Annotated in this window: 11 protein-coding genes; 8 read left to right on the plus strand and 3 right to left on the minus strand. The window is 50.6% G+C overall.

Annotated elements, in window-relative coordinates:
- The first annotated feature begins 132 nt into the window (after positions 1-132).
- The 4 genes from tyrB (at position 133) to C0K55_RS12815 (ending at position 3156) form a co-directional block, all read left to right on the plus strand.
- Positions 133-1326: an aromatic amino acid transaminase gene (gene tyrB, locus C0K55_RS12800; RefSeq protein WP_105266226.1), complete on the plus strand. Its 1194-nt coding sequence runs from the start codon at positions 133-135 to the stop codon at positions 1324-1326.
- Between the two features lie 229 nt (positions 1327-1555).
- The gene (gene aphA / locus C0K55_RS12805) at positions 1556-2269 is read left to right on the plus strand and encodes an acid phosphatase AphA (RefSeq protein WP_010377498.1); all 714 of its coding nucleotides are present in this window, start codon (positions 1556-1558) and stop codon (positions 2267-2269) included.
- Between the two features lie 110 nt (positions 2270-2379).
- Entirely contained in the window at positions 2380-2796 is a 417-nt protein-coding gene (locus tag C0K55_RS12810) for a secondary thiamine-phosphate synthase enzyme YjbQ (protein ID WP_000270380.1), read from the plus strand.
- 3 nt (positions 2797-2799) lie between these two features.
- Entirely contained in the window at positions 2800-3156 is a 357-nt protein-coding gene (locus C0K55_RS12815; protein ID WP_000155671.1) for an MmcQ/YjbR family DNA-binding protein, read from the plus strand.
- A gap of 207 nt (positions 3157-3363) precedes the next feature.
- On the opposite strand, the gene uvrA is transcribed toward C0K55_RS12815, so the two are convergent.
- Positions 3364-6186, minus strand: coding sequence for an excinuclease ABC subunit UvrA (uvrA, locus tag C0K55_RS12820; protein WP_000357769.1), 2823 nt, complete (start codon positions 6184-6186; stop codon positions 3364-3366).
- 250 nt (positions 6187-6436) lie between these two features.
- On the opposite strand from uvrA, the gene ssb1 reads away from it, so the two are divergent.
- The gene (gene ssb1, locus C0K55_RS12825) at positions 6437-6973 is read left to right on the plus strand and encodes a single-stranded DNA-binding protein SSB1 (protein WP_000168305.1); all 537 of its coding nucleotides are present in this window, start codon (positions 6437-6439) and stop codon (positions 6971-6973) included.
- Between the two features lie 97 nt (positions 6974-7070).
- On the opposite strand, the gene C0K55_RS12830 is transcribed toward ssb1, so the two are convergent.
- On the minus strand, positions 7071-7352 hold the full coding sequence (locus C0K55_RS12830) for a YjcB family protein (protein ID WP_000224316.1): 282 nt from the start codon (positions 7350-7352) through the stop codon (positions 7071-7073).
- Positions 7353-7799: 447 nt separating this feature from the next.
- On the opposite strand from C0K55_RS12830, the gene C0K55_RS12840 reads away from it, so the two are divergent.
- The gene (locus C0K55_RS12840) at positions 7800-9386 is read left to right on the plus strand and encodes an EAL domain-containing protein (protein WP_016262777.1); all 1587 of its coding nucleotides are present in this window, start codon (positions 7800-7802) and stop codon (positions 9384-9386) included.
- A 3-nt stretch (positions 9387-9389) separates the two neighbouring features.
- Here C0K55_RS12840 and soxS read toward each other — a convergent pair whose 3' ends face one another.
- On the minus strand, positions 9390-9713 hold the full coding sequence (gene soxS / locus C0K55_RS12845; RefSeq protein WP_000019357.1) for a superoxide response transcriptional regulator SoxS: 324 nt from the start codon (positions 9711-9713) through the stop codon (positions 9390-9392).
- A gap of 85 nt (positions 9714-9798) precedes the next feature.
- Here soxS and soxR point away from each other — a divergent pair, with 85 nt between their 5' ends.
- On the plus strand, positions 9799-10263 hold the full coding sequence (gene soxR, locus C0K55_RS12850; RefSeq protein WP_000412428.1) for a redox-sensitive transcriptional activator SoxR: 465 nt from the start codon (positions 9799-9801) through the stop codon (positions 10261-10263).
- A gap of 544 nt (positions 10264-10807) precedes the next feature.
- A complete protein-coding gene (gene ghxP, locus C0K55_RS12860; RefSeq protein ID WP_000106896.1) occupies positions 10808-12157 on the plus strand; it encodes a guanine/hypoxanthine transporter GhxP in 1350 nt (449 codons plus the stop codon).
- Positions 12158-12290: the final 133 nt, after the last annotated feature.

The raw sequence follows: 12290 nt of genomic DNA on the forward strand, positions 1-12290 counted from the left end.
GGAGGTTTTGCGTTTTTCATCAGCCGCGCTACGTTATTAATTGCCGCTTATTGCTAAACATCCTCTCGATCTTCCCCATCTTCCGGTTTATTGTGTTTTAACCACCTGCCTGTAAACCTGGAGAACCATCGCGTGTTTCAAAAAGTTGACGCCTACGCTGGCGACCCGATTCTTTCGCTTATGGAGCGTTTTAAAGAAGATCCTCGCGGCGACAAAGTGAATTTAAGTATCGGCCTGTACTACAACGAAGACGGGATTATCCCGCAACTAAAAGCCGTCGCAGAAGCGGAAGCGCGCCTGAATGCGCAGCCTCACGGCGCTTCGCTTTATTTGCCGATGGAAGGGCTTAACAGCTATCGCCATGCTCTTGCGCCGCTGTTGTTCGGTGCGAACCATCCGGTGTTGCAACAACAGCGTGTGGCGACCATTCAAACCCTCGGCGGCTCGGGGGCATTAAAAGTGGGCGCTGACTTCCTGAAACGCTATTTCCCTGAATCAGGCGTCTGGGTCAGCGATCCTACCTGGGAAAACCACGTAGCAATATTCGCCGGTGCAGGATTCGAAGTGAGCACTTACCCCTGGTATGACGAAGCGACCAACGGTGTGCGTTTTAGCGACTTGCTGGCGACGCTGAAAACACTGCCCGCCCGCAGTATTGTGCTGTTGCATCCGTGTTGCCATAACCCAACAGGCGCCGATCTCACCAATGACCAGTGGGATGCGGTGATTGAAATCCTCAAGACACGTGAGCTTATCCCATTCCTTGATATCGCCTATCAAGGATTTGGTGCTGGTATGGACGAGGATGCCTACGCCATTCGCGCCATTGCCAGTGCCGGATTGTCCGCTCTGGTGAGCAATTCACTCTCGAAAATTTTCTCGCTGTACGGCGAACGTGTCGGCGGTCTTTCGGTAGTGTGTGAAGATGTCGAAGCCGCAGGCCGCGTGCTGGGGCAATTGAAAGCCACTGTGCGCCGTATTTACTCCAGTCCGCCGAATTTTGGTGCGCAGGTGGTGGCAACGGTGCTGAATGATGAGGCGTTGAAAGCCAACTGGCTGGCAGAAGTAGAAGAAATGCGTACCCGTATTCTGGCAATGCGTCAGCAACTGGTGCAGGTGCTGAGTACTGAGATGCCGGAGCGTAATTTCGATTATCTGCTTAAGCAACGCGGTATGTTCAGCTATACCGGTTTAAGCGCCGCCCTGGTTGACCGACTGCGTGAAGAGTTTGGTGTTTACCTGATCGCCAGCGGGCGTATGTGCGTGGCGGGGCTTAACTCTGCAAACGTGCAGCGTGTGGCAAAGGCATTTGCTGCGGTGATGTAAGGTTCGCCAGCAGGCGGTTGAATAGCCGCCTGCTCTATTATTCTATGGAAATACATTAAGTTATTAAATATTAACAAACATGGGCTGGTCTCATGTGATCCTGCTCCCTTTCTTCACAAAAGCCGCAGATAATCCTTCCTTTCTCACACTGCTGGCGTTATGGTCAGATGGTTTTTTCAACAAATATCACAATAAAAAGTTTCAACTTACTGACTATTTAGGGAAAAATATGCGCAAGATCACACAGGCATTGAGTGCCGTTTGCTTATTGTTCGCTCTAAACAGTTCCGCTGTTGCACTGGCCTCTTCACCTTCACCGCTTAATCCCGGCACTAACGTTGCCAGACTTGCTGAACAGGCACCTGTCCATTGGGTATCGGTCGCACAAATTGAAAATAGCCTCGCAGGGCGTCCACCAATGGCGGTTGGGTTCGATATTGATGACACGGTTCTGTTTTCCAGCCCCGGATTCTGGCGCGGCAAGAAAATATTCTCGCCAGAAAGCGAAGATTATCTGAAAAACCCGGCCTTCTGGGAAAAGATGAACAACGGTTGGGATGAATTCAGCATTCCAAAAGAGGTTGCACGTCAGCTAATTGATATACATGTCCGCCGCGGCGACGCTATCTTCTTTGTGACTGGCCGTAGTCCAACGAAAACAGAAACGGTTTCAAAAACATTAGCTGATGACTTTCATATCCCGGCAACCAGTATGAACCCGGTCATTTTTGCGGGCGATAAACCAGGACAAAACACAAAAACGCAGTGGTTGCAGGATAAAAATATCCGAATGTTTTATGGTGATTCTGATAACGATATCACTGCCGCGCGTGATGTTGGCATTCGTGGTATCCGTATTCTGCGAGCCTCCAACTCTACCTACAAACCCTTGCCACAAGCGGGTGCTTTTGGCGAAGAGGTGATCGTCAATTCAGAATACTGACAGAGCGGGAGAGTATGACACTCTCCCGAATGCTGTTTTTTTAATCAAACCTTTATCCTTTCGCTGTCTTGCTGCAAACTGATTAAGAGAGTTTTATCAAGGAGCAGCACATGTGGTATCAAAAAACGCTCACGCTTAGCGCCAAATCTCGTGGATTCCATCTGGTAACGGATGAAATTCTGAATCAACTGGCTGATATGCCGCGTGTTAATGTTGGTTTACTGCACCTGTTGCTGCAACACACCTCCGCCTCTCTGACACTTAATGAGAATTGCGACCCCACTGTACGCCATGACATGGAGCGTTTTTTCCTCCGTGCGGTTCCCGATAACGGTAGCTATGAGCATGACTATGAAGGAGCAGACGATATGCCTTCTCATATCAAATCCTCAATGCTGGGGGTATCGCTCGTATTGCCTGTGCATAAAGGGCGTATTCAGACCGGCACCTGGCAGGGGATCTGGCTGGGGGAACATCGCATCCACGGCGGATCGCGTCGCATCATCGCGACACTACAAGGGGAGTAAAAAATGACTATTTCGGAGTTGCTACAATATTGCATGGCAAAACCAGGCGCAGAACAGAGTGTGCATAGTGACTGGAAAGCAACGCAAATCAAAGTTGAAGATGTGCTGTTTGCGATGGTGAAAGAGGTGGAAAATCGCCCAGCGGTTTCGCTGAAAACCAGCCCGGAATTGGCGGATCTTCTGCGTCAGCAGCACAGTGATGTTCGCCCCAGCCGACATCTGAACAAAGCGCACTGGAGCACTGTTTATCTCGATGGCTCGCTGCCGGATTCGCAAATCTATTATCTGGTCGATGCGTCGTATCAGCAGGCGGTGAATTTGCTGCCGGAAGAAAAACGTAAATTGCTGGTGCAACTCTGAAAGGAAAAGACCGTTCAGCAAGCGGCCTGAGAATGATGACAAACACAAAATTGCCTGATGCGCTACGCTTATCAGGCCTACGTAATCCCTGCAATATATTGAAATTGCATGTTTTTGTAGGCCGGATAAGGCGTTCACGCCGCATCCGGCAAGAACAAAGCGCACTTTGTCAATAATCTGAGGCCGCTCAGAAAGCGGCCTTAACGATTACAGCATTGGCTTGAGGAAGCGCGCTGTATGCGATGCTTCACACTCTGCGACGGTTTCTGGCGTGCCGGAGACGAGGATCTCACCGCCGCCGCTGCCACCTTCTGGCCCCAGATCAACAATCCAGTCAGCTGTTTTGATCACGTCGAGATTGTGCTCAATCACCACAATGGTATTGCCCTGATCGCGCAGTTTATGCAGAACGTCGAGCAGTTGCTGAATATCGGCAAAGTGCAGACCGGTGGTCGGTTCATCGAGAATATACAGCGTCTGCCCGGTGCCGCGTTTTGACAATTCACGCGCCAGCTTCACACGCTGGGCCTCACCACCGGAAAGCGTGGTTGCTGACTGCCCGAGACGGATGTACGTCAGACCAACATCCATCAGCGTTTGCAGTTTACGCGCCAGTGCGGGCACAGCATCAAAGAACTCACGCGCTTCTTCGATGGTCATATCCAGCACTTCGTGGATGGTTTTACCTTTGTACTTAATCTCCAGCGTTTCGCGGTTATAACGTTTACCTTTGCACTGGTCGCACGGCACGTAAATATCCGGCAGGAAGTGCATTTCCACTTTGATTACACCATCGCCCTGACAGGCTTCGCAGCGCCCACCACGGACGTTAAAGCTGAACCGTCCAGGCGTATAACCGCGCGCACGGGATTCCGGTACGCCCGCAAACAATTCGCGTACAGGCGTAAACACGCCGGTATAGGTCGCCGGGTTGGAACGCGGAGTACGACCAATTGGGCTTTGGTCGATATCGATGACTTTGTCGAAATGCTCCAACCCCTGAATATCGCGATAGGGTGCAGGTTCAGCAATTGTTGCGCCATTCAACTGGCGTTGGGCAATCGGGAACAGCGTGTCGTTAATCAGCGTCGATTTACCAGAACCTGAAACCCCGGTGATGCAGGTAAACAGACCTACCGGCAGCGTCAGTGTCACATCTTTCAGGTTGTTGCCGCGCGCGCCTGTCAGTTTCAGCACTTTTTCCGGATCTGCGGGTACGCGTTTCTTCGGCACTTCAATTTTGCGTTTACCGCTCATGTACTGGCCGGTTAACGACTCCGGAACTGCCATAATCGCTTCCAGCGGACCTTCCGCGACCACTTCACCACCGTGTACACCTGCGCCCGGGCCAATGTCGATGACATGGTCAGCCGCGCGAATAGCGTCTTCGTCGTGCTCCACCACAATCACGGTATTACCGAGATCGCGCAGGTGGATAAGCGTACCCAGCAGGCGTTCGTTATCGCGCTGATGCAGGCCGATAGACGGTTCATCCAGCACGTACATCACGCCAACCAGCCCTGCGCCAATCTGGCTTGCCAGACGGATACGCTGGGCTTCACCGCCGGAAAGGGTTTCTGCCGAGCGGGAAAGTGTCAGGTAGTTCAGCCCGACGTTAACGAGGAATTTCAGGCGGTCGCCAATCTCTTTAAGGATTTTTTCCGCAATCTTCGCGCGTTGCCCGGCGAGTTTGAGATTGTTGAAGAACTCCATCGCATGGCCGATGCTCATGTCAGAGATGGCAGGCAGCGGTGTATTCTCAACATAAACGTGGCGTGCTTCACGGCGCAGACGCGTCCCTTCACAACTGGCGCACGGACGATTGCTGATAAACTTGGCTAACTCTTCGCGTACCGCGCTGGATTCCGTTTCTTTATAACGGCGCTCCATATTGTGCAGCACGCCTTCGAACGGATGGCGGCGGATAGACGTATCGCCACGATCGTTCATGTATTTGAATTCGATATTTTCCTTGCCAGAACCGTAAAGCACCACTTTATGCACATTCGCACTCAGGCTGCCCCACGGCGCTTCGACGTCGAACTTATAGTGGTCTGCCAGTGATTTCAGCATCTGGAAGTAATAAAAATTACGGCGATCCCAGCCGCGGATCGCGCCGCCCGCCAGCGATAGTTCCGGATTTTGGATCACTCGGTCAGGATCGAAATATTGTTGAACGCCGAGGCCGTCACAGGTCGGGCAGGCGCCCGCCGGGTTGTTGAACGAAAACAGACGCGGTTCCAGTTCGCGCATACTGTAGCCGCAAATCGGACAGGCGAAGTTGGCGGAAAAGAGCAGCTCTTCCGCTTTCGGATTGTCCATATCGGCAACCACCGCCGTACCGCCGGAAAGCTCCAGCGCCGTTTCGAATGACTCCGCCAGGCGTTGGGTAAGATCGTCACGCACTTTGAAACGATCAACTACCACTTCAATCGTGTGTTTCTTTTGCAGTTCCAGTTTCGGCGGATCGGAAAGATCGCAGACTTCGCCATCAATACGTGCGCGGATGTAACCCTGACTCGCCAGATTCTCCAGCGTTTTAGTGTGTTCGCCTTTGCGCTCTTTAATGATTGGCGCGAGTAGCATCAGACGTTTGCCTTCCGGCTGCGACAGGACGTTGTCTACCATCTGGCTGACGGTTTGCGCCGCCAGCGGGACATCGTGATCCGGGCAGCGCGGCTCACCGACGCGAGCGTACAGCAGACGCAAATAGTCGTGGATTTCGGTGATTGTCCCCACCGTGGAGCGCGGGTTGTGGGACGTCGATTTCTGTTCAATCGAGATGGCGGGTGAAAGCCCCTCGATATGGTCGACATCCGGCTTTTCCATCAGTGACAGAAACTGCCGCGCGTAGGCGGAAAGGGATTCAACGTAACGACGCTGCCCTTCGGCATATAAGGTGTCGAAAGCGAGCGAGGATTTGCCAGAACCCGAAAGCCCGGTAACGACAATCAGTTTGTCGCGGGGGATAACGAGGTTGATATTTTTGAGATTATGGGTGCGGGCGCCCCGAACTTCGATCTTATCCATTCACCTTTCCCGGATTAAACACTTTTTGCCCGGCGGCATGGCGCTACCGGCGATCACAAACGGTTAATTATGACACAAATCGACCTGAATGAATATACAGTATTGGAATGCAGAATCCGGAGTGCTGTGTAACAATGTCGGACCATGTTTGTTTCCCGGAACCGAGGTCACATCGTGGTAAAACCGCTATTGGTAATGCTACAATCGCGCGTTTACACTTATTAGACCGTTTTTTTCAGGAGACACGAACATGGCCAGCAGAGGCGTAAATAAGGTTATTCTCGTTGGTAATCTGGGCCAGGACCCGGAAGTACGCTACATGCCAAATGGTGGCGCAGTTGCCAACATTACGCTGGCTACTTCCGAATCCTGGCGTGATAAAGCGACCGGCGAGATGAAAGAGCAGACTGAATGGCACCGCGTTGTGCTGTTCGGCAAACTGGCGGAAGTGGCCAGTGAATATCTGCGTAAAGGTTCCCAGGTTTATATCGAAGGTCAGTTGCGTACCCGCAAATGGACCGACCAATCCGGTCAGGATCGCTACACCACAGAAGTCGTGGTGAACGTTGGCGGCACCATGCAGATGCTGGGTGGTCGTCAGGGTGGTGGCGCTCCGGCAGGCGGTAACATCGGGGGCGGTCAGCCGCAGGGCGGTTGGGGTCAACCTCAGCAGCCGCAGGGTGGCAATCAGTTCAGCGGCGGCGCGCAGTCTCGCCCGCAGCAGTCCGCTCCGGCAGCGCCGTCTAACGAGCCGCCGATGGATTTCGATGACGATATCCCATTCTGATTTTGTTTTAAAACAATAGATTATATTGTTTTAAGGTAGGTGATTAACGCATCTGCCAGGGATAAAAAAGAAGCCTCCATATGGAGGCTTCTGCATATCACACCAAAATCATTGGCCATTGTGGCGGTGCCTGATTTGTGGTTTCCACTATTACCGACTCAATATTGTGCCAGATTGCGGCAATATCCATCATTGTGATTCCGAGCAGTCCCATCGCGAACCAGCAGGCGGAAACAACGCCCAGACCACTACTGATCACTGCCAGCCCGATATAATCAGACCGCCGAAAACGGATGTTGAGCGTACTAGCCAGAAACATCAGTATGGCGCTAAGAAGCTGCCAGCGAAGAAGAACCACGCCCGTGGTGAGGGTAGCCATCAAACATTTCCTCAGAAAATTGCCAGACCCTGGACAGCGCGGCATTTCTCACGGGAGGCGTGGTACACTCTGGCTATCGCGGGGCTTTCAGAACACAAAAATGAAACACTTTTGCTGTTTCATAAATTTCGTGAACTATATCACAATTGGTTGTTTGTTAGCCAGATTATGCCGCGACTTTATTACTGCACTAATGATGTGGTTTATTCAGTGATGTCGAGGCAATGTACAATAAAGAAATATTGTAATTTCCTGCCTGACCTGCATTTTTCCAACAAAGCTCTTTTGATATCAGCGAGTTATTTTTATGCAAATAACGATTATAAAGGTATCAATTTCAAATCAGGCAAAAGTGCTATTTATACCGTAAGATTTATCTAACGTCGTCGGTAGTCAAGGTTTTCACCTTGCAATGACCAGGTATAACCAGGCAGGGAATTGATAGAAATGAGTCAAAGTGCACGACGCAGGATGCTGGCGTTGCCGGGCATCATCTTTGTGGTACTCCTTCCTGTTATCCTTTCACTATGGATTGCCCTCCTTTGGGCTAAAGCGGAAGTGAATAATCAACTTCGTGCTTTTGCCCGGTTAGCCCTGGAGAAATCCGAGTTGGTCATTCAGCAGGCAGATTTAGCGAGCGACGATGCAGAACGCTATCAGGGACAAATTTGCACTCCCACTCATCAACAACAAATGCTGAATATTATCCGCGGTTATCTTTATATCAACGAATTGATATATGCCCACGATAACCTTTTTTTATGTTCAACATTAATAGTTCCCGTTAACGGCTACAGGATGGCGTCAGCAAACTATAAGCGTGAACCTGATGTCTCAATCTATTATTACCGTGATACGCCTTTTTTCTCAGGTTATAAAATGACCTATATGCAGCGAGGAAACTATGTCGCGGTAATTAACCCTTTATTCTGGAGCGAGGTAATGTCTGACGATCCGACGCTGCAATGGGGGGTTTATGATACGGTGACGAAAACCTTTTTCTCTTTAAGCAAACAGGCCTCCGCAGAAAATTTTTCACCATTGATTCATCAGAGGGAAATAACCGTACAGCAGAATGGTTATTTATATGCGATAGTTCATTCAACAAAACGTCCCATTGCCGCTATCGTAGCAACCTCAAACCAGCGTATTTTTTCGCATTTTTATAATCACCTTGTATTTGCCTTGCCGGCAGGTATTTTGGGCAGCCTGGTGCTGCTTTTACTCTGGTTGCGTATAAACCAGAAGTACCAGTCTCCTGAGCGTAAATTGCAACGTGCTCTCGAAAAACGGCAACTTTGTCTCTATTACCAGCCAATTGTTGATATTAAAACGAATAAATGTATTGGCGCTGAGGCGTTGCTACGTTGGCCGGGGACTCAGGGACAAGTAATGACGCCAGCGGAGTTTATTCCACTGGCGGAACAAAAGGGGCTAATTGAGCAGGTTACCAATTATGTCATTAATAGGGTGTTTGACGATCTCGGTGCTTGGCTGGCGAAACATCCTGAACTCTCTATTTCAGTTAACTTATCCGCCTCTGATTTTCATACTTCAAGGGTGATTGCCCTAACCAATCAAAAAATCGAGCAATTTACCGTGCGTCCGCAGCAAATTAAATTTGAAGTCACTGAACATGCGTTTCTTGATGTCGCCAAAATGACGCCGATTATTCTGGCTTTCCGTCAGGCTGGTTACGAAGTGGCGATCGATGATTTTGGTATTGGCTACTCCAACTTGCATAATCTTAATTCATTGAATATCGATATCTTGAAAATCGATAAATCGTTTGTTGAGACGCTAACCACGCACAAAACCAGCCATTTGATTGCAGAACACATTATCGAACTGGCACACAGTCTGGGTCTAAAAACGATTGCAGAAGGGGTGGAAACTGAGGATCAGGTCAACTGGCTGCGCAAACGCGGCGTGCGCTATTGTCAGGGTTGGTACTTTGCAAAGGCGATGCCGCCGCAGGTTTTTATGGCATGGGCAGAGCCAGTACCCGCGCATGACGTCATGCGCGGGCAGTAAACCCTAGATCCGGTGGCGATAATCGCTGGGAGTGCGATCAAACTGCCGACGGAAAACGCGGGAAAAGGTCTGCTGTGAGACATAGCCCAGATCCATCGCGATATCAAAAATAGGGCGTTCGGTGGTGCGCAACTCAACGGCAGCCAGTAGCAGGCGGCGTTGACGAATGTAATCGCCAAGCGTCTGATGTGTCACCGTACGGAACATCCGCTGTAAATACCACTTTGAATAACCTGATTTTTTCGCCACCACATCAATGTTCAGCGGCTGGTCGATATGCTCGTCAATCCATGCGATAAGATCCTGAATAATTTTCTGATGGGACATAAATCTGCCTCTTTTCAGTGTTCAGTTCGTTAATTCATCTGTTGGGGAGTATAATTCCTCAAGTTAACTTGAGGTAAAGCGATTTATGGAAAAGAAATTACCCCGCATTAAAGCCTTGCTTACTCCGGGCGAAGTGGCGAAACGTAGTGGAGTGGCGGTATCGGCGCTGCATTTCTATGAAAGCAAAGGTTTGATTACCAGTATCCGTAACAGCGGCAATCAGCGGCGGTATAAGCGTGATGTGTTGCGATATGTCGCCATCATCAAGATTGCTCAACGTATTGGTATTCCGCTGGCGACCATTGGTGAAGCGTTTGGTGTGTTGCCCGAAGGGCATACATTAAGTGCGAAAGAGTGGAAGCAACTCTCATCACAATGGCGTGAAGAACTGGACCGGCGAATTCATACCTTAGTTGCGTTGCGTGACGAACTGGACGGCTGTATTGGTTGCGGCTGCCTTTCGCGTAGCGACTGCCCGTTGCGTAACCCAGGCGATCGCTTAGGCGAAGAAGGTACTGGTGCGCGTTTGCTGGAAGATGAACAAAACTAAAGCGCCACAAGGGCGCTTTAGTTTGTTTCCGGCCTTTGTCTTTCACTCTATCCCGCTGGTACACAGGAGGGTTTCCCCCGACGTCAACACACCTCATTCGAGCACGTGGTGGAGGTTCCGGTTGGTGTTGATACTTTAATTGTATGCCACCGCCGTTTCTTCGCCAGTGCAAAGTGATCCTTTTTAGCCGCAATATTTTTGTCATCTTGCGTGATTTTTTACCGCAAACTTTTGCTACAAGTTGCCTACAAATGCCGTAATTTTGCGCATCGACGATAACGTTTGCGCATCAGTTGCCTGGTTTTTCATCGTCAATACAAGAAAAGGGAAAAAAGCAGCAAACTTCGGTTGAAAAAGCCGCTATGATCGCCGGATAATCGTTTGCTTTTTTTTACCACCCGTTTTGTATGCGTGGAGCTAAACGTTTGCTTTTTGCGACGACCCCGATTGTCGCAAACCAGAAGCAGGAAGATAACGTTTCGCTGGCAGGGGATTGTCCGCCACGCATCTTGACGAAAAATAAACTCTCAGGGGATGTTTTCTTATGTCTACGCCATCAGCGCGTACCGGCGGTTCACTCGACGCCTGGTTTAAAATTTCACAACGTGGAAGCACTGTTCGTCAGGAAGTGGTTGCCGGGTTAACAACGTTTCTGGCGATGGTCTATTCGGTTATCGTCGTTCCGGGCATGTTGGGCAAAGCGGGCTTCCCGCCAGCGGCCGTTTTTGTTGCGACTTGTCTGGTTGCCGGGATGGGTTCTATCGCGATGGGGTTGTGGGCCAATCTACCATTGGCTATCGGCTGCGCCATCTCCCTGACTGCATTTACCGCATTCAGCCTGGTGCTGGGGCAACATATCAGTGTTCCGGTGGCGCTGGGTGCTGTGTTCCTGATGGGGGTGCTGTTTACGGTTATTTCCGCAACAGGTATCCGTAGCTGGATTTTGCGCAACTTACCGCACGGCGTGGCGCATGGCACGGGGATTGGTATCGGCCTGTTTTTGCTGCTGATTGCTGCCAACGGCGTCGGTCTGGTGATTAAAAACCCGCTTGATGGTCTGCCGGTTGCGCTGGGTGATTTCGCGACATTCCCGGTGATTATGTCGCTGGTAGGTCTGGCAGTGATCATCGGCCTGGAAAAACTGAAAGTACCGGGTGGCATTCTGCTGACCATTATCGGTATCTCGATTGTGGGCCTGATCTTCGATCCTAATGTCCATTTCTCCGGCGTTTTTGCCATGCCTTCATTGAGTGATGAGAACGGCAATTCGCTAATTGGCAGCCTGGACATTATGGGGGCACTGAACCCACTGGTCTTGCCGAGCGTGTTGGCGCTGGTGATGACGGCGGTCTTTGACGCTACAGGAACCATCCGTGCAGTTGCTGGTCAGGCGAATCTGCTGGATAAAGACGGGCAGATTATTGACGGTGGTAAAGCACTAACTACAGACTCCCTGAGTAGCGTTTTCTCCGGCCTGGTTGGCGCGGCACCGGCTGCGGTATACATCGAGTCTGCGGCGGGTACAGCGGCGGGCGGTAAAACCGGCCTGACGGCTATCACCGTTGGCGTGCTGTTCCTGCTGATTCTGTTCCTCTCTCCGCTCTCTTATCTTGTTCCGGGTTACGCAACGGCTCCGGCGCTGATGTACGTTGGCCTGCTGATGCTGAGCAACGTGGCGAAAATCGACTTTGCTGATTTTGTCGATGCAATGGCGGGTCTGGTAACGGCAGTATTCATCGTGCTGACCTGTAACATCGTAACAGGCATCATGATCGGCTTCGCGACTCTGGTGATTGGTCGTCTGGTCTCTGGCGAATGGCGTAAGCTGAACATTGGTACGGTCGTTATCGCCGTGGCGCTGGTCACCTTCTACGCGGGTGGCTGGGCTATCTAATCTTTAATAAGATTCTGAAAACGGGTAGCAATTGCTGCCCGTTTTTATTTTCTCCGTACATTGTGTGAGCTTTTGCGATATTCTGAAAAACTGAGAATCCGGGTATAAAACCTTTCTCAAATCATAAAAAACA

It is taken from the genome of Escherichia sp. MOD1-EC6098 (assembly GCF_002965865.1).
GTDB classification, from domain to species: domain Bacteria; phylum Pseudomonadota; class Gammaproteobacteria; order Enterobacterales; family Enterobacteriaceae; genus Escherichia; species Escherichia marmotae.